Genomic DNA, 20914 nt, shown 5'->3' with positions numbered 1-20914 from the left:
GAGCTCCTCGGAACAAAGTTGTTTGTCGTTGGAGCCCAGTCTAGGGAAAAACGTTCGAATAACTAGCGCAAAGACTGCACTCTTACTATCTAGTTATTAGATTGGTTGCGTGCGCCCCAGTAACCGCGTGCCGTGGCGAAAGCCTGCTCACGGTCTTGGCCCAGGCCGCGCAGGGCAAGGGCGATGGTCGCGACCACGGCCATTTCACCGTAGCTGTCCTCGGCCTCGCCGCGCCAGACCGCCAGCAATTGCTCGGGCTGCAGGCTTGGCGGCTTCACGTGGCGGCGTTCGCTCAGCGCAGGCCATTCCTCGTCCCAGGCTTTGCCGGCGGTGGTGCCGTACAGATGGCTGATGACATCGGGGTTGACCTCGATCTCGCCGCCATCACCCTTGATTACCACGGCATGGTCGCCCAGCAGGCGGCTGGCCTCGCGGTGTACTGCCTGGTAGCCGGGGTGGAAGATGCTCTGCAGGCCACAACGCGCAGCCAGTGGGTTGAGCACCCGGGCCAGCGAATGGATGGGCGAACGCAGGCCCAGGGTGTTGCGCAGGTCGATCATGCGCTGCAACTGCGGTGCCCAGTCCTGCAGCGGGAAGAAGGCCAGGCGTTGCTGGTCCAGGGCCCGGCTGACCGCAGCCCAGTCACGGCACAACGGAATTTCCAGCAAGGACAGCAACTGCTCGGTGTACATGCGCCCGGCGGTATGCGCACCGCCACCGTGCATGAGGATGCGCACGCCATTGTTGGCCAGGCATTTGGCAGCCAGCAGGTACCAGGGCAGGTGGCGCTTCTTGCCGGCGTAGGTGGGCCAGTCCAGGTCCACGGCGATGCGCGGCGACTGCAAGTGGGCGCGCAGGGCCTCGGTGAAGCCGGCCAGTTCTTCGGCGCTTTCTTCCTTGTGCCGCAGCAGCATGAGAAAGGCACCGAGCTGGGCATCTTCGACCTTGCCTTCCAGCAGCAGGGTCATGGCCGTGCGGGCTTCTTCACGGGTCAGGCCACGCGCGCCGCGCTTGCCTTTGCCAAGAATGCGCACGAACTCGGCGAACGGGTGTTCGGCAGGGGTTTCCAGGGTAAGCGGGCGAGGTTCTGTCATATGCAGTTGGTCGGCTTGGGCAGGCCCGCCAGCTTGGCGGCCAGTTTGGCGGGAGTGCCGTTGAACAGGCGGTTGAGGTGCGGGCTGTTGCCCTTTTCCGGGCCCAGTTTGAGGGCCGTGTACTTGATCAGCGGGCGCGTGGCCGGGGACAGCTGGAATTCCTGATAGAACTGGCGCAGCAGTTCGAGGATTTCCCAGTGGTCCGCCGTCAAAGGGATGCCCTCGCGCGCGGCCAAAGCCTCGGCGGCGGCATGCGACCAGTCTTGCAGGTCGACCAGGAAGCCGTCCTTGTCCAGGGCGATCGCCTGATCGCCAACGTTGAGGGTATTCATAGCCAGCTGTTGACCTTGTCGTAATGCAGCGACAGTTCGACGAACCCGGCGTAGTCCACGGCCTTGGCCAGCTCGTTGCCGACCGCGCGGGCCTGCACGTCTTCATCCAGGGCGAACAGGCGCTGGGCCAGGCCGGCGGCTTGCAGCTGGCGGTGCGGTTCGCTGCCGCTGCGCAGGGCATATACAGCATCGCCGCACAGCAGCAGGGCGTCGTCGGTGCCGAGCAGGCGCAGGCAGGTGGCCAGGCGCTCGTCGCCAAACGGGGAGTGGGCAATTACATGCAGGGTCGTCATCAGAGCGTTACCACCTGGTCGAAACGGGCGATCAGTGCGGTCAGGGCCGCGTCGTCCAGCACTTGCACCGGCAGCGTCAGAGTGTCGGCTGCCAGGCCGCGGCGAGTGAGGCTGTGGCTACAGGCGAACAGGTCCTCGACGCCGAACATTGGCAGCGCCTGCAAGTTGGCGGCCAGGTTCTTCTGTTGCACGGCGGTGGGCTGCTGGTCTGCGGCGAGCTGGAACACGCCGTCATCGAGGAACAGCATGCCCAGCGGCAGATCGAACGCGCCGCCAGCCAGGGCGATGTCCAGTGCTTCACGGGCCGATGGGCCGTTCCAGGGCGCCTGGCGGCTGATGATCAACAAGGATTTGGCCATTTCAGTCGCCTCCGAAGCAGACAAGGCGATCGGCAACTTGCGCCGCCTCATGCAGCTGGCCAAGCCCCGACAGCTCCCAAGGCTTGGGCAGGTTCACGGCCGGGCGCTGGTAGCGGTTGGCCTCGGCCTCGTCGAGCACGCCACGGCGCAGGGCGGCGGCGATGCACACCACTGCGTCCAGCTGGTGGGCTGCAATGAACTCGCGCCATTGGCTGGCAACATCCAGCTCGTCCTGGGGGGCGACCACGTTGGCCGAGGCACTGTGTACCCCGTCCTGGTAGAAGAACAGCCGGGCAATCTCATGCCCGCCGGCCAGTACCGCCTCGGCGTAGCGCAGGGCGCGCCGCGAGGAGGGCGCATGGGCCGGGGAGAACACCGCGATAGCGAATTTCATGGATAACTCATGCAAAAGGAATGGTGCCATGATAAAGCAAAAAAGCCCGCGCCCGCTTGTGCATGGCGGGGCGGGCTTTTGGTCTTGCACCAATCTTCAGGTCTACGCGGCTTCGTGTAGGAGCGGCCTTGTGTCGCGACGGGCTGCAAAGCAGCCCCATGGCCCTGACAGAAGGACTCCAGGCTCAAGCCTGTTCCTTGCTCTCCGGCAAGAACCAGTTCAACACCAGGGCACAGATACCCCCGGTAGCCACGCCCGACTCCAGCACATTGCGAATCGCCGCCGGCATGTGCGCCAGGAACTCCGGCACCTGCGCCACACCCAGGCCCAGGGCCAGGGATACAGCGATGATCAGCAGGGCGCGACGGTCCAGGCGAGTGCTGGCCAGGATATTGATCCCCGAAGCCGCAACCGCCCCGAACATGACCATGGCCGCACCACCCAGCACCGGCTCCGGCACCGCCTGGATCACCCCGGCAACGCTCGGGAACAGCCCCAGCAGCACCAGCATCACGGCAATCCACATACCGATATGGCGGCTGGCGATCCCCGTCAGCTGAATCACGCCATTGTTCTGGGCAAAGATCGAGCTCGGGAAGGTGTTGAACAAACCGGCCAGCAGCGAGTTGGCCCCGTTCACCAGCACACCGCCCTTGATCCGCTGCATCCACACCGGCCCTTCGACCGGCTGGCGCGACACCTTGCTGGTGGCGGTGACGTCACCGATGGCTTCCAGCGAAGTTACCAGGTAGATCACCAGCATCGGGATGAACAGTGCCCAGGAGAAACCCAGGCCGAAGTGCAGCGGCGTCGGCACTTGGAACAGCGCGGCTTCGTGCATGCCGGTGAAATCCAGGCGGCCCAGGTAGCCGGCCAGCGCATAACCGACCGCCAGGGCGATAACGATGGCGCAGCTGCGCATCCACACCACCGGGATGCGGTTGAGGATGACGATGATCGCCAGCACCACGCCCGACAGCAGCAGGTTCTCGCCATTGGCGAAGGTGCCATTGGCCATGGCGCCGAAGCCGCCACCCATGCTGATCAGGCCGACCTTGATCAGGGTCAGGCCGATCATCAGCACCACGATGCCGGTTACCAGCGGGGTAATCAGGCGTTTGACGAAGGGCAGGATGCGCGACACGCCCATCTCGACGAACGAGCCGGCGATTACCACGCCAAAGATGGCCGCCATCACGCCTTCTACCGGCGTACCTTGCTTGACCATAAGCGCCCCGCCGGCGATCAGCGGGCCGACGAAGTTGAAGCTGGTGCCCTGGACGATCAGCAGCCCGGCACCGAACGGCCCGAAGCGTTTGCACTGGACGAAGGTGGCGATACCCGAGATGACCAGCGACATGGAGACGATCAGGTTGGTATCACGTGCGGAAACCCCCAGCGCCTGGCAAATCAGCAGGCCAGGGGTGACGATCGGCACGATGATCGCCAGCAGGTGCTGCAGTGCTGCCAGCAGGCCGATCAACAGCCGTGGCTTGTCCTCCAGGCCAAGCACCAGTTCATTGGCAGGCGCCGCCGCGCCTGGGCTGTGTTCGTGTGAGCTCATTGCGAAAAGCTGCCCCGGAAGAAAAAAGGAGCGCATTCTACGGGGTGATGGCGAATTGGGGTAGAGAAAAGCACGATGGCGGCATGATCGACGACCATTCGCCCGGTTATCTGACTTTATGGTCAATTATTGGTGCTTTTGGCCTGAATCCTGCGCGGACCCTGTGGGAGCGGGTTCACCCGCGAAGAAACCAACGCGGTGCCTGGCACCGGCTGCGCCGGTGTTCGCGGGTGAACCCGCTCCCACAAAAAAAGCCCGCCGAAGCGGGCTTTCTCTTGCAGCAATCAATCAGTCATCACGACCCATGATGCCAAACAGCTGCAGCAGGCTGACAAACAGGTTGTAGATCGACACATACAGGCTGATGGTCGCCATGATGTAGTTACGCTCGCCACCGTGAATGATCGCGCTGGTCTGGAACAGGATGCAGACCGACGAGAACAGCACGAAGCCAGCGCTGATCGCCAGTTGCAGGCCGCTGATCTGGAAGAAGAAGCTGGCCACGACAGCACCGAGCAGGACAAAGAAGCCCGCAGTGATGAAGCCGCTGAGGAAGCTCATGTCCTTGCGGGTAATCAGCACATAAGCCGACAGGCCGCCGAACACCAAGGCAGTCATGGCAAATGCCGAGCTGACCACCTCGGCGCCACCGGCCATGCCCAGGTAACGGTTGAGGATGGGGCCGAGGATAAAGCCCATGAAACCGGTGAGGGCGAAGGTGGACACCAGCCCCCAGGCCGAATCACGAAGCTTGTTGGTAAGGAAGAACAACCCGTAGAAGCCGATCAGCACCACGAACACGTTCGGGTAGCCGACGCGCATCTGCTGGGCCACGAAGGCCATGACACCGCTGAAGGCGAGGGTGAGCGCCAGCAGGCTGTATGTGTTGCGCAGGACCTTGCTGATCTCCTGCTGCTCGACCTGCTGGCCGTGGTGTACGGCGTAATCCTGTTCGCGCATGGCGACACTCCTTGGTAAACCTGTGGTTTTCAAACGTTCAGATGCTAGGAGTCTATCAGAGCTCCCGCAACCCGCGACACAGAGAGTTTGACAGCTTGTTTCATTACGGTATTATGGCGGCCGCAAAACGAGCTGGAAGCGTGGCCGAGTGGTTTAAGGCAACGGTCTTGAAAACCGTCGATGGGCAACTATCCTAGAGTTCGAATCTCTACGCTTCCGCCATATTCAAAGCCCTGATTATTCAGGGCTTTTTGCGTTTCTGGGACATAGAAAAACTATCCGTGGGAACACCCTTGGGAATGGTTTATTTCGGAAGCGCTTCCGATACTTTCTTACTTGGTCGGTTTCGCCAGGGCCCCAACTCGGCGATATACCCGCTCGGTGATGTCGCCCTTGGTGTGGCCCAGCAGCAGGCTGGCGTGGTCGACATCGACGATTTCGGATGCAGCTTTCGGGCGGATGTCACGGAACTGGAACTGGCTAATACGGCCAGCCAGCACCTGATCGCCTGCCGCTACCGCTTCTTTCACGGCTTCCTCCCGGGCATCGTCCCAGCGATGACGGAGCATGGCGGCTGTAACACGTTTTCCCGACTCGGTCAGCAGGAGATACGGTGAGCCGTGCGGCGCGTTCCGCTCCAGTATCTTGCGGATCAGGGCGCCCAGGCCGCTTTCGACCCCGTCCACCTCGAGCATGATCCTCAGCTTCTTGTGGGTCTTCTTCTGTTTCACGCCGAGGGCTTTATCCTCGATGTCATCCTTTCTCATCACCAGCACGTCCGCCGGACGCTGGCCCGTCAAATAAGCCAGGTCCATGGCGTCCTTCAGCTCACCCACCGCTTTTGCGTAAACCGCTTTCCAGATCGCATCGTTCGCATAGAAGTCCCTGGGCACTTCCTTGTTCTTGCGAACGCCCTGACATGGGTTCTCTTTGGAGGTGAGCCCCCATTCCCGCGCCATGTTGTACACGTGCGATAGAAGGGCGATCTCCCTATTTGCACGCACCGGCGCCGAGCGTGCATCTCGGTACTGGGCGACAAGCGCTGGCGTAATGGCCTCGATGGGTGCTTTTTCGAAAAACGGCCGCAGCTGCCGGAGCTCTGCAAGGTTGTCTTTCTGCGTGCGCTCGCCCTTCTTGGGGATAATGTCTCGCTCATAGCGATCAAAGATCGCTCCCATCAGCAGCAAGTCACGCGGTTTTTCCCGGGCCTCCAGCTCGGCCCATTTCATCCGGGCCAGACTGAGGTCCGTGCCTAGGGCGATTTCCTTGCCGTCCTTGTCACGGTAGTAGTAGCTGATCCACGCCTTGTTCGGGTTCTTCTTGCTCTTGCTGGTGCGCTTGCGCCGGTACACGCCCGGCGGCAAATCCCTGTTCTCTGTGCTACGGGGGCGCATATCACCTCACCTTTGAAAAATCTGGCGTCCAAGCTGGTACGGGTGGAGGGGGCGGCGGTGCCAGCGGCACCACTTCAAGGGTTACGCCCAGTTTCATGCGGGCATATTGGCGACCCACCAGGGGCCGGCCGCCGCGGCTCTCGACGAAGTGCCAGCCGCGCTCGTTGAGCCAGCGGCGCTGCCAGCCCCTGGCCTTGTAACCGGTCAGGTCGGCCAGCTCTTCGTCCGAAAGGATCTCGATTTCCATGGGATGGTCTCCACGCCGCCGGTGGCGGCAGGTTGGTGTTCAGGCTGCTGGCGCAGGCTCGACGCGGTAGTAGCTGGTTGCCCTGCAGCGCGGGCACACCATGGTGCTGGCGCCTTTGAGCCATTTGCAGGGCGCGAGCACACGCTCGCTCTCCTTGTGCTGATTGCGGCACCGGGAGCACTTCACGGTGATGTCGGACATAGGTCATCCTCGACCGCGCATGTCGGCGGGCTTGAGTAGTTGGGGGAGGGGTTAGGTGTTCGCGTCAGGCTTGATCTTGTTCCAGTGCCGCCAGATGTTCTCCTCAGGAACCTTCTTCTGGAGCTTGAATTCGCAATCGTTGCAGATGACCCAGCTCAGGCTGAGGTAGGAGCTACTGTCGAGCTCCAGGTTTTCACTTCCGCACTTCGGGCAGGGTTTCAGTTCGTCACTCATTGCGGCCCCCGTAGATCAAGTAGGCCATGTACATCAGGGGCGGGATCATGGGCGTGCCTCCTTTCGTGATGCGATCACTGCGTCTGTGTGAATGTCCAGATCGAGGCCGTTGATCACCACGTTGTCGGGCGTCAGGCCGGCGAACAGGCCTCCGTTGTGAATGGTGTCTACGTCGGCCTGCCGGAGAACTCGGTAACGCTCGGCGTCCTTCCGCAGCGCCTTGATGGCAGTGGAGATGTTGCGATAGCCGAGCTCGATGGTGATGGCCTGGGCCTCGTCGAACAGCTTGACCTTCTGGTCTCGCTCCTCGGCAGCCCACCTGGCCAGCTGCTTTGCCCGGAGCCTGAGGCAGCGCTTGCAGGTGACGTGTTGCCAGTCGCTTGCCAACTGCTCGTCTTGCATTTCGCCATCGGTACCGCACAGCACGTCCTCTGGAGGGTCTTGATCGGACTCGGTACCGCCATCCCACTCGTACATGTGAACGGCGCGCTTGCTCATGGCATCAGCTCCTTCGGCACCTGGACCGTATCGCCGAGCTTGTAGTGGACGAGGCCGCGGCAGAACGCGACAAGCGCGGTAGGGCCGTAGCTCCAGGCCTCTGCGCCCGCTGGCCCGCCGCTGTAGCAGGCGTCCTCGGCCAGTCCGTGGAAGTGCTGGGCGCTACCGTGGTGCTTGTCGATCAGCGGGCCGCCCACCGCCCAGTTTTCGTACGGGTCGAAGCGAGCATCGTGCACGGTCACCTCGCCTGTGTAGCGGACGAATACGCGCCAAGGCACCCCGTTATAGCCTGGTGGTGCCAGCCTAACGTCCAGACCTTCCGCCTTGCCGACAGCCCATGCCAGCTGCTCGCCTACAAGGTTGGCTGTCTTCACTTCGATCAGTTCGGTCATCGCTGCACCGCCTGCCAGAAAGGCCCTTTGTTGGTCACCAGCCCCTTTCGCTTCAGGCGCTGGCACGCCTTGCTGATCTCCTCGCGAGACTCTCGGATCGCGCCGCGCATGGCGTGGGCGGTTGAGCCTTCGATGCCAAGCAAATGCCCCAGAACTCGCTCGTCTGTCCCGCCGTCGAGCATTCCCTGGCCATACTTGGCTGCCACTGTTGCCACTGCCAAGCGCAGCGCACTCCTCCGGCCACCGGGTTCGTCTGCATGCGACACCTCACTTTGTTTGAAGCCGACATACGGCACATGCGCTGTGGCGCGAGCGAGGTGGTGCAAGCAGCAGATGTCCATCCTGAGCTTTGCGATGATGAGCATCGTCTGCCGGTCATCCTGCATTGGCAGCCAAACCTCGCGGCCCGTCTCGGGGTCGTCGTAGTAGAAGGCGTCACTGCCGCGCCGGTACTCCAGCTCGAAGCCCATGGCCTTCGCCGACAGCTTGATGATGTCGTCTTCTGTCACAGCTGATACCTCTCATCAATCCAGCGCCCAGGCGCCAGAGCGGGTGTGGGTTCGGGTTGGGTTTCTTGCGGGGAGAGCTGGCGCTCGTTGCAGGCCTGCAGCTGGCTGTCGGGGATGCAGCTGGTGCCGACCCCATTGAGCAGGTAGCAGGTGACGTCGCGCTGGCTGTCGTGCTGCACGTCGATGACGTTCTCGGTTGCGCTGGCGCCGGTGGCCAGCAGCAGGAGACAGAGGGCGAGGCGGGTCATGCCACCACCTTGTGGCGGACCCACACGCAAACGGGGCCGTCTTCGGTGTCGTGGATCGAGAAGGTGAACCAGCCATCACCGACCGGCTTGCTTGGCTGCCAGGGCGTGCAGTCATAGTCGCCGCTGGCGTCGAGCCATTCCGCATTCAGTTCTTCCGGGCCGTCGTTTTCCATCTCGACCACGCAGTACTCCAGGCCGTGTTCACCGAACCAGCTAAACGGAAGCGCGCATTCGTCGCCGTCGTCCGGCCAGGCCGGGTGGGTCCAGAAGCCGTATTCATCGCGCTCAACCTGCAGCGGCTGGATCAGTTGCTTTTCTTCAGGCATGACTTCGTCCTTGGCCGCCATATCGCGGCAGTCAGTTGTACAAGGGGTTGGGTTCGGTTCAAGAAAGTCGGCCGGTGGTCCGATTCAGTTCTCAAACTAGGATTCCGCGGTTGCGTGCCACCTGGCCTTAGCTATGGTGAGAGTTCACCCGTGGCATACAACTAAAGTCGTAGGAGGTCGACATGAGGATTCGCGGTGAAGTTTTCTGGAAATGGGCTGACCCTTCGCTTCACCACCGCACTCATGACGAGACCCTCAGCGATGGAACGCACATAGATGTCCAGGTGCGACTGTCGCGGGCAGGTAACACGCAGATGTTCATCGGGGTATATGCCGCGAGTGGCATGGCCCTTCATGAAGAGGCGTTCGACTCCCGTCCCGGTGAATCAATGACCAGGGCTTTAGCCTGGGGCGTAGGACGGGCTCGCCGCATTGCCACAGACACCCACCCAAAATTCGACCAGGTTGCCTGCTCTGAATAGAGGGGGTAGGGGTTATGCGGGGTTGAGCTAAATAGTTGCCCTTGACCGATGGTCTACAGTCAATGCACCGAAGCAGGAGGCTAGAGAGTTGTACGTCGACCCTCATCCAAGAACAGTCAAGTACGAGTATCACGGATATATCGCCACCATCGAGATGACCTGCATGACCCCTGAAGCACCAGGCCCGGATCAAATGACCATTACCATCCGGTTCAGTGATAGCTGGGCGCACACCATGAAGGTGTCATCGAACTATGGATCGGTCGAAGAAGCTGTTGAGGCGGCGCAGGGCTTGGTGCGGCACTACGTTTCGTTTATGCGCGGACCAGCGGCGTAAGGCGGAGTACAAGTGTTCTCCTGTCAGGATTTTTCCTGCGGTCTGGAATGCGGCTGGAGAGCGAGACCCGTCACGGCCTTGCTGTAAATAAACTTGATTAGACCCCATGGAATCATGTGCCGCTGGGCGTATTCACCCTCTCCATCGCAGATCTCGCAGCCTTCTGCTGAATCTTGAAGTTCCAGGCATTCAGGGCATTCGCGGGTGACCTCCAGCTTGAACTCACCGAGCAGCAGGGCTTTGGCGCCGTTCTCGGCCGTGAGTCGCTTGGGCATCAGGCAGTATCCGTCAGAGATGGATACCGACGGCCCAACAGGGACAACTGGCAGCCCAGTCGCCGCCGCATCCCGCTCTGCCTCTTCTTTGATCCACCAGAAGGCAGTACCAACCATCCAGGCTATAGGCTCGGGGTGGGGCTGCGGCTCTGCATGCGTTTCGCGGTAGCCCGCCAGGAACAGCAGGTAGTCGCTGTGGGTGCGCTGGTCTTCGAATCCGGTGCTGTCCTTGCGCAGCTCCGCCTCGCAAAGGCCGAGCGGGTTGAGCCTGATGAACACATCGCGTGGGTCGGTGTTGCTGGATCGGTTTTCTGTGGGCATGGGGATACCTCGCGGTCTATATTTCGGTTTTATTTGGGCAGTTTGGGGGCTGGGATGGGAGAGCGAAATCAGTACGGCCTCGGACGCTATGTCCCGCAGGATGTCCGCCGCGAAATTCGGAGTAGATGTGGATTTGGATGCGTTATATGTGGGTTGGCTTATTATGACTACGAGCATTTTGATCCGGACTTCAAAGATGCCAGAGAGCACAATCCTAAAGGGATGACGCTGTTATGTATGCAGTGCAACCAGAAGCGGGCGCGCGGGACACTTTCAGCGGATACTGTCGCTAGAGCAAACAAAAAACCGAAGTGCAAGCAGCAAGGATTTGCTTCTGAATTATTTGACTTTGGGCCAGAACCTATTGATGTAAAATTTGCAGGCGTAAGTTTTTTTAATTGCGGCGTGTTGATTCAAATCCATGGTGTAGACGTCCTTTCCTTCCGCCCTCCTGTAGAGGAGGGTGGTCCGGTACTTTTGTCTGGCCTGTTATCTGATGTCACCGGAGCGACCACCCTGAAGATCGTTGACAATGTTTGGTATGCTGGCGATGAAAATTGGGACGTAGAGGTCGAGGGCGCAAGAGTGACAATTCGTCGTGGTCTTGGTGACATTGCGTTGCAGTTAAAGGTATGTCCGCCCCATGCGCTAGTTATTGAGCGGGTTGATATGCAGTTTGAAGGCTATTTTCTGAAAGGCAATGAAGATACACTTTCGGTATCCACTGACGGCAGCAACTGGTCTGAATTTACGTTGTGTAGCCTCCATAATTGTGGAGTCGGTATCAGCCTAAACTAACGCCAATATTGAGACGCGTAAGCAAGGGGGTTATCCTGCCCTAAGTAATGCCTCGATCACTCGCTGCCCGGCCAGCGGCGGTACCGCGTTGCCGGCCATATGCATGGTCAGCCGGTGGTTGTCCGGCCGCAGGGTGTCAGCCGGGAACGACATCGCGGCCAGGGCCTCGCTGGCGCTTAGCATTCGCATGCGGTCACCGTCGACTAGGGCCCAGCGGTCCAGGGTGGTGATGGTGCCGATCGGCCGGTTGATGTCGCGGCCGGTGGTGCCGGAGCCTTTGCCGTAGTAGGGCATGATGAACCGGTCGCCGAAGCGCTGGCGCCCGTTGCGCACCCGGTCGAGGGTGGCCTGGGCCCGGCCTGGTTTCTCGATCGGCGACCAGCGGCCGGCGTCGAAGTCGAGGAAGCTGCTTGCCGGCACATGCCGCTCGCGCTGCAGTTGAAGCATCAGCGGGGCCCTGCTGCGCGTCAGGACCATGAACAGGCGCACCCGGTGCTGCGGCACGCCGAGGTCCGCGCAGTCCACGATGTGTGGCGCACACTGATAGCCCATCGCTTGGATGGCCTGCAGCCAAGCCGGGTAGAGCAGCCAGTCGGTGAACTCCGGAACGTTCTCGATCACTGCCGCCTGTGGCCGGTGGAACTCAAGTGCCGACACTGGCGCCCAGGCCGTGGAGCGCGAGGCGTCGTGCTCAGGGTTGCCTGACTTCTTGCCGCGGGCCTTGGCATGACCCTGGCAGCAGGGCGAGGCGAGCAGGATGTCGTGTGCCGGCACCTGCTCCCAGCGTGCCTGGTGCAAGTCTTGGCAAACGTGCTGCGTGTCGGGATGGTTGGCGCTGTGCCATTCAACGGCCACCGGCCAGTGATTTGCCGCCCAGAGAACCTGGACGCCTGCGGCGCGCGCGCCGGTGCTCCATCCGCCGAGCCCGGCAAATAGATCGATTGCTGTTACCATAAGGTGACTCCAAAATAAATGGTAAATCAATGCAAGCGCCTACTGATAGTCTTTACAAGTTCATCGCGATATCGGGACTTATAGGGTTTATATTTATCTACTTCGATTCGCACAGACGATACGATGAGTTGTATGCGAAGGTCGAAGATGATCAGATTAAGATTGCTGAGCTTAGCGCAACAGTCAAATCATATACAAACCAAAAGGAGTACTTGGAGCGCACTCTGAAGAGTCTTGATGAAAGCCAAGCGACGCGCCGAGAAAGACTATTGAAGGAATACGATGCTCACATGAGTAAAGTTCAGGGTTTTGAAGTTGCGCTGGGGGTCATCACTGCCACGGTTAAAGCACGCTCAGAACGCTCGAAGAGGTTGGATGAACTTCTAACGCGCTATAAGCTGTTTAGTGGTTTGTTCTTGGGTCTATTCGTATTTGGTGTGCAGATGTGGTATCTGAGACTTCAGAGGTTTATAGATGCTAAAGAAAAAGTTATTCCTACTTCGGAAGCTAAAGAAAGTAGGTTGAAAGATAGGCTGCCAAAGCGTGGCATGTAGATCAGATGGCCCCGATGCGCTGCATCCGTGCCGCGGCACGTTTGCTTACCTGTGCGCCTGCTGAGGCGCGAACTGGCTCAAGGGCATAGTGTGGTCGATGCGGCACATACTCGAACTTGGGCAAGGTTTGAACAGCACTGCCTCCGCCGAAGCCGTCGATGCTGGCATTGAGCTGGGCCAGAATTGCGGCCCGGCTGCCTGGAACTGGCAGGCCGATCATTGCGGGCCACCTTGCTTGCTGCGCCTGCTTCCATGGCATCCACAAACAGCATCGCCGTCCGGTAGCTGTAGGCGAAGCCTTGCTTCCTCCCGGTTGCGATCTCCACCACATCCCACGTCGCGCCGTTGCCAGAAGCCTGGTAGCGCGGGGCTGATTGGCTGGCCTTGGCGTGCGCCTCGGCCCTAACTGACTTACTGCGCTCGAGCAGGGCCGCGAGCACGGCAAGCTTCTGCTCGAAAGCAGGGTGCATTGCTGTCTGCATGGATGATCCTCGGGTGGGTCAGGCGTGATATCCGAAGGTCTCGGCCTTGCGAACGATTCGAACTTGGGCGGTGCGGCGCTCCGGAGCCCGGCGGTCACGGCGCATGGGGTCGCTGTCGTCGATCACCGCATGCATGGCGATGAGGCTGGCGAGCAGGATGCAGAGCGGGCTGATAATGTTGCGGCGCATGGCTTCGGCCACTGCAGCAGCCCGGCGGGCAACGCCGAGCTTGAACATGGCATCGCAGATGCGCTTCTCGACGCCGCTTTCGCTGATGCCGAAGTGCCTGGCGATTTCCTTCGTCGTGAATCCTTGGGCAACGTCAAGAAGGCATTGCAGTTCGCGAGGCGCCAGGCCACGGCCAAGATGGCCTATCCATGCGCCGGTAGTGATCGTGTCCATGATGTGATCTCGTTGGGTATGAGCTGGCGCGAGATGGAGGCAAATTGCTACCCTCGCGGGATGATCAGGGGGAGGGGTTCCATATGGACGCCGAAGATCGAAAGGAGCAGCTCAAGCCAGAACTGGATGAGGTAACTCTGCAGCTTCGCGACGAGTTTGCTCTGCTCGATAAAATCATTGAGCTGCAGAAGCTCGCCAAAGGCCATCCAAACGCCAAGCAGAGCCGCAAGGCGTCTAAGGCTGCCGCAAAGGCGGCTATAAAGGCCAACAAGCAGGCCGGAAAGGGGCCCTGGTCTCTGAAGGCGCCTAAGGTGAAACAGCCTGCTGTCGCTTCGAAATGGATCGAGAAAGTGTGCTGGCGGTGCAAGTCAAAATTCAAAATTCACGCAGATTGGGAACGCCCTCCAACCCTTTGCAAGGTTTGCGCAAAGGATCTGGATCAGACCTACTTGCCGTCAGGCCCTGATCACTCAACCCCATTTGCTAGCGTCCACTTCGTCAGGGGTGGGGCTCCAAGCCTGGGCAAGCGACGCTGATTGAATATGGTCCGCATCCCAAAGCGCCCGGACGCGCCGGGCGCTTCAGTGATGCTTTCCGTTGTCGGTCCGCTACTGGCGTCGACCGAAAACTTATGTGCGCCTTGATTACCACCTGGCCCTAGTCCAGTTCGCACTCGTTTTGTTCTACCCAGCCGCGGCGCTCACCCGCTGGGAAACTGCATTGGCGCTTTACGCTGCACGCCCGGGGCAGTTGCCACCCCTCTGGACCGTTGAGGCCTGTCCATCGCTGCCTTCGTTGCTGGCCGGTGTCGATCCGGCGACGAGGCAAATATGTACCTATGGTTCACATTGGTCAAGTACCAAAAGTACATAAATTTCTTTTGAGCGAAAAAAAGCCCGCCAGAAGCGGGCTCTCGAAGTCTTGCTAAAAGTTGACTAGAGGGCGGAACGCGGCCACTTGGCGTCAACCACGCGCCCCACTAGGCACCATTCGCCGTCCATCTCGACTGTTGGGAATGCGGGATTTAAGGGCTTCAGGTATGCCTTCCCTGAATCCCATATGAACTGCTTGAATGTTGCCTCGTTGGAGTCAATGAGCTTCGCGACCACATATTGGCCGTGCTCTACATCGAAGCCGGGAGCCACTAGGATGACCATGCCTTCAGAGAAGGACATGCCGTTCGGGGACGTCATCGATGGACCTTTAACCTTTAGCCAGAAGCCATTAGGGCCCGCCCAGGCGTCGGAAGGGTGCACCTCGCAGGAGGCTACGTTCGATAGCTCAATAGCTTCCATAGGCATCCCGGCCTGTACCCAGCTGATTTCAGGGTATTTGTAATAACGCACCGGACCCGCAGACGGCTCAACGTTAGCGTCGAACGCTGGCCTTTCATCGACCATCTCGCCCTTTCCGTACTCCAGCCACTCAAGGCGCACTTTGAGCGCGGTGGCGAGTGCAAGCATCTTCACGCCGCCAGGCATGGATTCCCCATTAAGCCATTTGCTGGCCGCCTTCGGGGTGACGCTAGCGATTGAAGCAAGACGCGCACCTGCACCCCATGCAGGGATGTCGCTGGCGGCAAGCGCTTGCTTGAGGCGAGTCGCGAAGGCCGCCCTGATTTCTTCGATATGAACCATGGGTTCAATATCGCATGCGCTTGCATGTACTTTCAGTTCCGACATAGTATGTACTGACAGTTCATATTTCACCTGGAGGCCCTATGACGGCACTCAAGAAGGCGATCGACGATGCCGGCGGAGTCTTCGCTGTGTCGGTCGTCTGCGAGAAAACCCCGCGTGCTGTTTACAAATGGCTGGCCTCTGGCTGCCTACCACGCACCGAATACACGGGCGAGACCCGCTACGCGGAAAAAATCGCCGAATTGGCAAAAACAAACGGCAAGCCATTCAAGGCCAAACAACTACTGGCTGACATCGCTCCGGCCAAGTCGTCTGCGTGAAGTATGCGAGGACTGGCATTCCGCTAGTAGTGATCTGAACCAGCTGTGAATTTAACCAGTAGGAGGGTGGCGATGAAGATAATTTGGCGCTTCGCTAAGCGAGCCTGGTTTGGGGGGCACTTCCAGAACGGGGTTATCTACTCTCCGCTAGAGCTGCTGCTGCTCGTAGGGTTGAAAGAAGTGCTTCGACGCAGACTTCGACGGGCTCTCCGGTGGTGCGGTTTATCAACCAAGCCGGACCGAGATGTGTGGGATCGAAACTCACAACGTCTCGGAGGTTTAGTACCCCGTGCATCAAATCCATCACCAGGTAGCCCGCAGGCGACCTCACAACATATCGACCGATGTTCAGATTCGCCGCGGCAATAGTCCCTTCAACTTTCATGTCCGGTCTCCTTGGACCTTTTCGTGTGGAAGCAAAAAGCTACCACGGATGTGCCGGACACCCATAACGCCTGAATTGCAGGCATAAAAAAGCCGCCTGGCGGGGCGGCTCTTTCTACAGCTTCAAACGAGATTAGAGCATGACAAACATCGTCCCACTTGACAAGTCCAGGGGGTTCACCCGGATGGACAACCAGCTCATGGATGGCCTGCTGGCTATCGATCTCCCGGCCCGGGAGATGAAGATTGTGCTGTACGTGGCCAAGGCCACGATCAACTTCGGGGCAGGTGCTCAACGCATCCCTGCGACCGATATCGCCAAAGCCATCAACGCTCATCCTGACACGGTCTCCAAGGCGGTCTCAAGCCTGCTGCGTCGGCGCGTGCTGTTCCGTGAGGGTGGTGCCCGGGGCGACATCGGCGTGAATGAACCGAAGGACTGGATATACGTTGATCCGAAACAGACCAAAACAGCCGACTCGGCTGAAGTGGTCCGAATCGGCTCCGAGTCGAAACAGACCAAAACCGCCGACTCCCTTCTTTATTCTAAGAATCTAACCCCCTATGTATTTCTTCCTTCGGAAGAAAATACATGCCCCCCCAGCGATGAGCTGCCGGCGCCGGCCAAAGCTGACCGCAAAGCGCCGTTCGGGAAGGTCGCCATGCTGGCCGACAATCCACACGGCCTGGATGAGTCGCTGATCGCTGACTACCTGACGGTTCGCAAGGCCGCCAAGGCCCCAGTGACGGCCCGCATTTGGGCAGGCCTCAATCTCAAGCTGGAGCAGTGCAAGGCGTTCGGCATCCAGCCCGCCCAAGCCCTGGAAGTCGCCGTCGAGAACGGATGGCGCGGCTTCGAGGTGGAATGGGTCACCAAGCGCATCAGTGCGCAGTTGCCTGCCCAGGCTAAACCCCACAGCCGTCACCACGGCTTCGACGACCGCGACTACACCGCCGGCCTGGCCGAGCGAGAGGACGGTACCTATGCGATCTGAATCGGTGATCACCATGTCCGAGGTGAGAAACGCCGCGGGTTTCCGCGTCCAGCCCGCGCACTGCGAGCATCACGGCGACTTCGAGCAGCGTGTAACCATGCTGATGGGCCGCGAAATCGTCGGGCGCTGCCCTGTGTGCGAGAAAGCGGCCGTTGCCGAGCGCGAAGCCAAACAGCTGGCAGAGGACACCCGCCTGAAGCGTGAGGCGATGACCCGCAAGCTGGGTTCGGCGCTGATCCCCAAGCGCTTCGCCGACCGCACCCTGGCCAATTACCGCGTCGAGCACGAAGGGCAGCGCAAAGCCTTGGCCTACTGCACCCGCTACGTGGCAGCTTTCTCGGAAATTGAGCGCACCGGTCGTTGCCTGATGCTGCTGGGCAAGGTCGGTACCGGCAAGACCCATCTGGGCGCCGGCATGGCCAACGAGCTGATGCGCAACACCTCGGCAACGGCCGTGTACCGCACAGTCGGCGCCGTCCTGCAATCCATCCGGGCGACCTACGACCGGCATAGCGAGCAGTCAGAGGCCGACATCCTGTCCAGCCTGATCGAGCCGTCGCTGCTGGTCCTGGACGAGGTAGGGGTCAGCAAGGAGCAGCCCAGTGAATTCGAGCTGACCACCCTGTTTTCAATCATCAACGGGCGCTACGAGCAAATGCGCCCCACGGTGGTAATTTCCAACCTGGATGCGAGCCAGCTGCGTCACGCGATGGGCGAACGGTGCTACGACCGCCTGCGCGAAGGTGGCGGGGTGATTGTGCCCTTCGAGTGGGAATCGCACCGCGGCAAGGAGGTGGCCTGACCATGCGGCAAACCAAGCTGACCAAGGCCGCGCGCGGCCGGGAGTGCCAGGTGCGCATCCCGGGCGTGTGCAACGGCAACCCGGAAACCACCGTCCTGGCGCACTACCGCATGGCCGGCACCTGCGGTGTTGGATACAAGCCGAACGACCTGCAGGGCGCCTGGGCCTGCAGCGCCTGCCACGATGCTTGTGATGGTCGCCGTAGCGACATCGGTCGCGACCAGGCCAGGCAGTACCACGCCGAGGGCGTCATGCGTACCCAGGCCCTGCTGCTGCGTGAGGGGCTGGTTTCGGCATGAGTGCAACTGTGGCGGTGAAGCTGTCCGATGCCGAGATCCGACGGCAGTCCTCAGTGCTCGGAGTGCGCGACCTACGAGACCCGCGCCACCCGGGCTTGAGGTTTCGATTTGACCAGAGCCGACAGGCTGGAACGTGGTTCCTGGTTGTTCGCCGCAAGTGGAATCGGCTCGCACGCTTCCCTGAGTATGGTCCTGCGGCCATCCTCGCCGAGTTGCCTGGCCTGCGGCAGCGCTTGCTTGGCCGCCCGGATGAGATGGTTGCATTGGCTGGCCTGGTGACGTTCAGCGACCTGCTGGCCTGGTTCAAGGACCGAGTTGCAAGTGACGCCTCGCTGTCCGATTCGTGGAAGAGCACCGTTCGCACGGTGGTCGATAAGCACTTGCAGCCCCGCCTTGGCGAGTTGCCGATACTCGCTCTGACCCCAGCAGTGCTGGACAAGTCGCTGATGTGGCCGCTCCAGGCTGAATGCTCCACGTCCTACGTTCGGCAGATTTTCAGGGTGTTGAGCCTGGCTGTGAGCACGGCGCGGGCGCTTGGGCTGATCCCCAGCAATCCCATGGCTGAGATGAAATTCACGAACTTCATCAAGACCAAGATTTCGCCAAAGGACGGCCGACTCCGCGCCGACCACCTACGAGAGGTTATGCCTGCGCTGGGAGCCCTATTCGGCTCCTCGCCCGTCGACGCCATGCTGGCACTGCTGATGATCTGCCACGGCACCCGGGTGGGCGAGAGCCGACAAGCAGAATGGGCTGACTTCGCCCTGGGGCACGCAGAGTGGTTCATTCCAGCCAAACGCACCAAGACGCGCACCGAGCACCGATTGCCGCTGACTCCGCAAGTGTGTGCTCTACTGCGCCGGTACCGTGCCATCCAGCTCGAAAGCGGGTATGCCGGCAAGTACCTGTTCCCAGGCCGCAAAGGGCAGCCCATGAGTGCCAGCAAGGCCTCGTCGGTATTCCGTCGCTTGGCCAGTCGCGAATGGTCAAGCCACGACCTGCGGAAGGTGGCGCGCACCGCTTGGCTCGACATGGGGGTGGACGGGTTTATTGGCGAAATGCTGCTCAACCACTCGCTCGGGAAAGTTGCTGATACCTACATCAAAACGAAGGGCAACGGCCTGCGACGAGAGGCCCTGGAACAATGGCATGAGTGGTTAGACGGGATTGGGTTTGCGTCGGTTCACGGGTTGACGGGCGTGCAATCCGCAATTCCTCACGAAGGCCCGCAGGCCAAACCGCGCAAGGCGCGCAGCCCAATCAGAGAATTAGTTACAGGGGAGAATGCAGAACGTGAAAAACCGTCTTCAGGATGGCTTTAAACGACCGCGCTTTGACCTAGTTCAATGTCCGGTATGCAAGGGCAGGGCGGTCGTGAAGGGGGTGTTTTATGAGCTGGTGTGCGCCGACTGCAATGGTTCAGGTTGGGTTATTGAGGGGTCCAAGTTGGTGCTTCCGCTTGAGGAGCTGGTGACTCAGCTGAGTTTTAAATTGCAGCAGGCGCAGAGACAAATTGAGGCGCTGGTTGGGCCAGTCAAAGTAGCCGGCCCGCAACAGCAATACCAAGAATCGAACCGCCTGGGGGCGGGCGGCACAAATTACACAGGGGATTGAGAACATGATGATTAGAAAGCCAGCGGGTCGGCCATTGGGGGATACCGAGTATTTACTGGAACAATGGGGGTGGTGGCGGATGGATGGAAGCGGAGTGCCGAACTACATTTCGCCTACTTTTGCGCTCATGCGGCAAGCTGTGCCACAGCCATCGGTAAGCAATAACTACTGCATCACCGATGAGTGGGCCATCGCGATCGACGCTGCTGTTGCGAGACTTACCCGGCGAGACCAGCAGATGGGCGACATCATTTGGCTCTACTACGGTGCCAAATGGCCAATGCTACGAATCGGAAAACACTATGGTATGAGTGAAGGTAAGGCGAGGGAACTGGCTAGAGCGGGTGTCGCCTGGATAGATTGCGCTACCGAGTCGACGCGATCTGCGGCCTAAGCCGAGGCGGTCACCCGTTGCTATTTGAGTAACCTGTGGCATGATAATGCCAATACGTCATCATGCTTGATTTAATGGTTGAGAATATGTCGCAACAGATGTTGAGTACTGCGGGTGATACGGCCTCTGTAGGCGCCGGATACGAAGGCAAAATACAGTTTTACTCTGGCCTGCTTCCAGTCCAGGATTTTTATCGAGCAGAGACGAAAGCTGAAGTCATAAAATCGCCTAGCGTACTTTCTGTTAAACTCGAGTCTGAAACAGATTGGCCCGTTGTAGTTGCTACAGCTTTAATTGGTATTGCAAGTATTTGCGCCACGTTTCTTGTGGGGTATTTTGCATATAAAGTTCAGCAAAATCAAATAAAGGCTACTGCTGCTAATTTTAGGCATGAGTGGCGAAGCGAGCTGAGAGAAAAGGTTTCTGAATATATTTCAAAGATTGCAATAATTCACTACAAGGTGGATAGGGATTCCGGTTACTTGAACTCGGCTGAATCTGACTCCGTTTATGGTGAGGTTATAAGGGTTCAGGCTTCTATAAGTCTAATGTTGAATCATAAGAAAAAACTGGAAAGGGAATTGGTCGAGCTGATGGTGGCATGCGACACAATTCTTAAGTCCGGAAAGATGGCTGGGCTTACCTCTGAAGTCAATAAGTTGAATGAGAAAGCAAACGAGGTTCTCGACACGGCTTGGTTAAAGATGAAGGAAGATGTTGGGCTGAAAAGGGCCAGCTAGGATTTACAGCTTTTGAAAAAGCTGGACGGAGTGGCGCAAAAGCAGAATTTGAGTGACAAAGCTTTTCCGTGCGGAA

35 protein-coding genes, 1 tRNA gene and 1 pseudogene are annotated in these 20914 nt (G+C 59.6%); 15 read left to right on the top strand and 22 right to left on the bottom strand.

Annotated features, from left to right (window positions below; genetic code table 11):
- Positions 1-89: 89 nt before the first annotated feature.
- The 6 genes from E5221_RS18075 to E5221_RS18050 all read right to left on the bottom strand — a co-directional run bounded on the left by E5221_RS18075 (position 90) and on the right by E5221_RS18050 (position 4036).
- Entirely contained in the window at positions 90-1094 is a 1005-nt protein-coding gene (locus E5221_RS18075) for a glycosyl transferase family protein (RefSeq protein WP_061551158.1), read from the bottom strand.
- The gene (locus tag E5221_RS18070; RefSeq protein WP_061551159.1) at positions 1091-1426 is read right to left on the bottom strand and encodes a TusE/DsrC/DsvC family sulfur relay protein; all 336 of its coding nucleotides are present in this window, start codon (positions 1424-1426) and stop codon (positions 1091-1093) included. Before E5221_RS18070 ends, E5221_RS18075 begins: the two co-directional genes overlap by 4 nt.
- Complete coding sequence (gene tusB, locus E5221_RS18065; protein WP_061551160.1) at positions 1423-1719, bottom strand: sulfurtransferase complex subunit TusB; 297 nt, start codon at positions 1717-1719, stop codon at positions 1423-1425. Before tusB ends, E5221_RS18070 begins: the two co-directional genes overlap by 4 nt.
- The gene (gene tusC / locus E5221_RS18060; RefSeq protein ID WP_061551161.1) at positions 1719-2078 is read right to left on the bottom strand and encodes a sulfurtransferase complex subunit TusC; all 360 of its coding nucleotides are present in this window, start codon (positions 2076-2078) and stop codon (positions 1719-1721) included. Before tusC ends, tusB begins: the two co-directional genes overlap by 1 nt.
- Before the next feature lies 1 nt (position 2079).
- Positions 2080-2472, bottom strand: coding sequence for a sulfurtransferase complex subunit TusD (gene tusD / locus E5221_RS18055; protein ID WP_061551162.1), 393 nt, complete (start codon positions 2470-2472; stop codon positions 2080-2082).
- Between the two features lie 184 nt (positions 2473-2656).
- Positions 2657-4036 carry a uracil-xanthine permease family protein gene (locus E5221_RS18050; protein ID WP_013973275.1) on the bottom strand — a complete coding sequence of 460 codons (1380 nt, stop codon included), beginning with the start codon at positions 4034-4036 and terminating at the stop codon, positions 2657-2659.
- Positions 4037-4119: 83 nt separating this feature from the next.
- Between E5221_RS18050 and E5221_RS18045 the strand changes: the two genes are divergently transcribed.
- Complete coding sequence (locus tag E5221_RS18045) at positions 4120-4344, top strand: hypothetical protein (RefSeq protein ID WP_167506576.1); 225 nt, start codon at positions 4120-4122, stop codon at positions 4342-4344.
- Here the strand turns inward: E5221_RS18045 and E5221_RS18040 are convergent.
- Positions 4325-4996, bottom strand: coding sequence for a Bax inhibitor-1/YccA family protein (locus E5221_RS18040; RefSeq protein ID WP_003251184.1), 672 nt, complete (start codon positions 4994-4996; stop codon positions 4325-4327). The genes E5221_RS18045 and E5221_RS18040 overlap by 20 nt on opposite strands.
- 134 nt (positions 4997-5130) lie before the next feature.
- Here E5221_RS18040 and E5221_RS18035 point away from each other — a divergent pair.
- A tRNA-Ser gene (locus E5221_RS18035) sits at positions 5131-5218 on the top strand.
- A gap of 110 nt (positions 5219-5328) precedes the next feature.
- Here the strand turns inward: E5221_RS18035 and E5221_RS18030 are convergent.
- The 9 genes from E5221_RS18030 to E5221_RS17990 are packed head-to-tail and all read right to left on the bottom strand — an operon-like array spanning position 5329 to position 9045.
- Complete coding sequence (locus tag E5221_RS18030) at positions 5329-6390, bottom strand: tyrosine-type recombinase/integrase (protein WP_247846173.1); 1062 nt, start codon at positions 6388-6390, stop codon at positions 5329-5331.
- A 1-nt stretch (position 6391) separates the two neighbouring features.
- Entirely contained in the window at positions 6392-6637 is a 246-nt protein-coding gene (locus E5221_RS18025) for a DUF4224 domain-containing protein (RefSeq protein WP_247846172.1), read from the bottom strand.
- Positions 6638-6676: 39 nt separating this feature from the next.
- A complete protein-coding gene (locus E5221_RS18020; RefSeq protein WP_247846171.1) occupies positions 6677-6838 on the bottom strand; it encodes a hypothetical protein in 162 nt (53 codons plus the stop codon).
- 51 nt (positions 6839-6889) lie between these two features.
- Positions 6890-7072 (bottom strand): Lar family restriction alleviation protein, encoded by a 183-nt coding sequence (locus E5221_RS18015; protein ID WP_247846169.1) that lies wholly within the window; start codon positions 7070-7072, stop codon positions 6890-6892.
- A gap of 45 nt (positions 7073-7117) precedes the next feature.
- Positions 7118-7570: a hypothetical protein gene (locus E5221_RS18010; RefSeq protein ID WP_247846167.1), complete on the bottom strand. Its 453-nt coding sequence runs from the start codon at positions 7568-7570 to the stop codon at positions 7118-7120.
- Positions 7567-7962, bottom strand: coding sequence for a phage protein NinX family protein (locus E5221_RS18005; RefSeq protein ID WP_247846166.1), 396 nt, complete (start codon positions 7960-7962; stop codon positions 7567-7569). The genes E5221_RS18010 and E5221_RS18005 overlap by 4 nt, the downstream gene beginning before the upstream one ends.
- Positions 7959-8471, bottom strand: coding sequence for a hypothetical protein (locus E5221_RS18000; RefSeq protein WP_247846165.1), 513 nt, complete (start codon positions 8469-8471; stop codon positions 7959-7961). The genes E5221_RS18005 and E5221_RS18000 overlap by 4 nt, the downstream gene beginning before the upstream one ends.
- Complete coding sequence (locus E5221_RS17995; RefSeq protein WP_247846163.1) at positions 8468-8719, bottom strand: hypothetical protein; 252 nt, start codon at positions 8717-8719, stop codon at positions 8468-8470. The genes E5221_RS18000 and E5221_RS17995 overlap by 4 nt, the downstream gene beginning before the upstream one ends.
- Positions 8716-9045: a hypothetical protein gene (locus E5221_RS17990; protein WP_247846162.1), complete on the bottom strand. Its 330-nt coding sequence runs from the start codon at positions 9043-9045 to the stop codon at positions 8716-8718. Before E5221_RS17990 ends, E5221_RS17995 begins: the two co-directional genes overlap by 4 nt.
- A 182-nt stretch (positions 9046-9227) precedes the next feature.
- Between E5221_RS17990 and E5221_RS17985 the strand changes: the two genes are divergently transcribed.
- Complete coding sequence (locus E5221_RS17985) at positions 9228-9527, top strand: hypothetical protein (protein WP_247846160.1); 300 nt, start codon at positions 9228-9230, stop codon at positions 9525-9527.
- An 88-nt stretch (positions 9528-9615) separates the two neighbouring features.
- Entirely contained in the window at positions 9616-9864 is a 249-nt protein-coding gene (locus tag E5221_RS17980) for a hypothetical protein (protein WP_247846158.1), read from the top strand.
- A 23-nt stretch (positions 9865-9887) separates the two neighbouring features.
- On the opposite strand, the gene E5221_RS17975 is transcribed toward E5221_RS17980, so the two are convergent.
- Positions 9888-10460: a hypothetical protein gene (locus tag E5221_RS17975; RefSeq protein WP_247846157.1), complete on the bottom strand. Its 573-nt coding sequence runs from the start codon at positions 10458-10460 to the stop codon at positions 9888-9890.
- A 153-nt stretch (positions 10461-10613) separates the two neighbouring features.
- Between E5221_RS17975 and E5221_RS17970 the strand changes: the two genes are divergently transcribed.
- The gene (locus tag E5221_RS17970; protein ID WP_247846156.1) at positions 10614-11258 is read left to right on the top strand and encodes a hypothetical protein; all 645 of its coding nucleotides are present in this window, start codon (positions 10614-10616) and stop codon (positions 11256-11258) included.
- Positions 11259-11288: 30 nt separating this feature from the next.
- Here E5221_RS17970 and E5221_RS17965 read toward each other — a convergent pair whose 3' ends face one another.
- Positions 11289-12212, bottom strand: a complete 924-nt coding sequence (locus tag E5221_RS17965) for a DNA cytosine methyltransferase (RefSeq protein ID WP_247846155.1) — start codon at positions 12210-12212, stop codon at positions 11289-11291.
- Positions 12213-12241: 29 nt separating this feature from the next.
- Here E5221_RS17965 and E5221_RS17960 point away from each other — a divergent pair, with 29 nt between their 5' ends.
- The gene (locus tag E5221_RS17960) at positions 12242-12766 is read left to right on the top strand and encodes a hypothetical protein (protein ID WP_247846154.1); all 525 of its coding nucleotides are present in this window, start codon (positions 12242-12244) and stop codon (positions 12764-12766) included.
- A 1-nt stretch (position 12767) separates the two neighbouring features.
- On the opposite strand, the gene E5221_RS17955 is transcribed toward E5221_RS17960, so the two are convergent.
- The 3 genes and pseudogenes from E5221_RS17955 to E5221_RS17945 all read right to left on the bottom strand — a co-directional run bounded on the left by E5221_RS17955 (position 12768) and on the right by E5221_RS17945 (position 13650).
- Positions 12768-12986, bottom strand: a complete 219-nt coding sequence (locus E5221_RS17955) for a hypothetical protein (protein ID WP_247847771.1) — start codon at positions 12984-12986, stop codon at positions 12768-12770.
- A gap of 10 nt (positions 12987-12996) precedes the next feature.
- A pseudogene (locus E5221_RS17950) lies at positions 12997-13248 on the bottom strand (hypothetical protein); the annotation flags it as partial.
- Positions 13249-13266: 18 nt separating this feature from the next.
- Complete coding sequence (locus tag E5221_RS17945; RefSeq protein WP_247846153.1) at positions 13267-13650, bottom strand: helix-turn-helix transcriptional regulator; 384 nt, start codon at positions 13648-13650, stop codon at positions 13267-13269.
- Between the two features lie 83 nt (positions 13651-13733).
- On the opposite strand from E5221_RS17945, the gene E5221_RS17940 reads away from it, so the two are divergent.
- On the top strand, positions 13734-14186 hold the full coding sequence (locus E5221_RS17940; RefSeq protein WP_247846152.1) for a hypothetical protein: 453 nt from the start codon (positions 13734-13736) through the stop codon (positions 14184-14186).
- A 399-nt stretch (positions 14187-14585) separates the two neighbouring features.
- On the opposite strand, the gene E5221_RS17935 is transcribed toward E5221_RS17940, so the two are convergent.
- Positions 14586-15359, bottom strand: coding sequence for a S24 family peptidase (locus E5221_RS17935; protein WP_247846151.1), 774 nt, complete (start codon positions 15357-15359; stop codon positions 14586-14588).
- Between the two features lie 11 nt (positions 15360-15370).
- On the opposite strand from E5221_RS17935, the gene E5221_RS17930 reads away from it, so the two are divergent.
- The 8 genes from E5221_RS17930 (at position 15371) to E5221_RS17895 (ending at position 20838) form a co-directional block, all read left to right on the top strand.
- Entirely contained in the window at positions 15371-15610 is a 240-nt protein-coding gene (locus tag E5221_RS17930) for a hypothetical protein (RefSeq protein ID WP_061305822.1), read from the top strand.
- Between the two features lie 524 nt (positions 15611-16134).
- On the top strand, positions 16135-16989 hold the full coding sequence (locus E5221_RS17925) for a replication protein (protein ID WP_247846149.1): 855 nt from the start codon (positions 16135-16137) through the stop codon (positions 16987-16989).
- Positions 16979-17791, top strand: a complete 813-nt coding sequence (locus E5221_RS17920; RefSeq protein ID WP_247846148.1) for an ATP-binding protein — start codon at positions 16979-16981, stop codon at positions 17789-17791. The genes E5221_RS17925 and E5221_RS17920 overlap by 11 nt, the downstream gene beginning before the upstream one ends.
- A gap of 2 nt (positions 17792-17793) precedes the next feature.
- Positions 17794-18090, top strand: a complete 297-nt coding sequence (locus tag E5221_RS17915; protein WP_247846146.1) for a DUF1364 domain-containing protein — start codon at positions 17794-17796, stop codon at positions 18088-18090.
- Positions 18087-19412 carry a site-specific integrase gene (locus tag E5221_RS17910; RefSeq protein ID WP_247846145.1) on the top strand — a complete coding sequence of 442 codons (1326 nt, stop codon included), beginning with the start codon at positions 18087-18089 and terminating at the stop codon, positions 19410-19412. The genes E5221_RS17915 and E5221_RS17910 overlap by 4 nt, the downstream gene beginning before the upstream one ends.
- Entirely contained in the window at positions 19375-19704 is a 330-nt protein-coding gene (locus E5221_RS17905; RefSeq protein WP_247846143.1) for a hypothetical protein, read from the top strand. Before E5221_RS17910 ends, E5221_RS17905 begins: the two co-directional genes overlap by 38 nt.
- A 4-nt stretch (positions 19705-19708) precedes the next feature.
- A complete protein-coding gene (locus tag E5221_RS17900) occupies positions 19709-20098 on the top strand; it encodes an antiterminator Q family protein (protein WP_247846141.1) in 390 nt (129 codons plus the stop codon).
- Positions 20099-20160: 62 nt separating this feature from the next.
- Positions 20161-20838 (top strand): hypothetical protein, encoded by a 678-nt coding sequence (locus E5221_RS17895; protein ID WP_247846140.1) that lies wholly within the window; start codon positions 20161-20163, stop codon positions 20836-20838.
- Positions 20839-20914 lie beyond the last annotated feature (76 nt).

The organism is Pseudomonas sp. A2, from assembly GCF_023100865.1.
Lineage (GTDB): Bacteria > Pseudomonadota > Gammaproteobacteria > Pseudomonadales > Pseudomonadaceae > Aquipseudomonas > Aquipseudomonas asiatica.
This window is presented reverse-complemented; position numbering and strand designations above follow the sequence as displayed.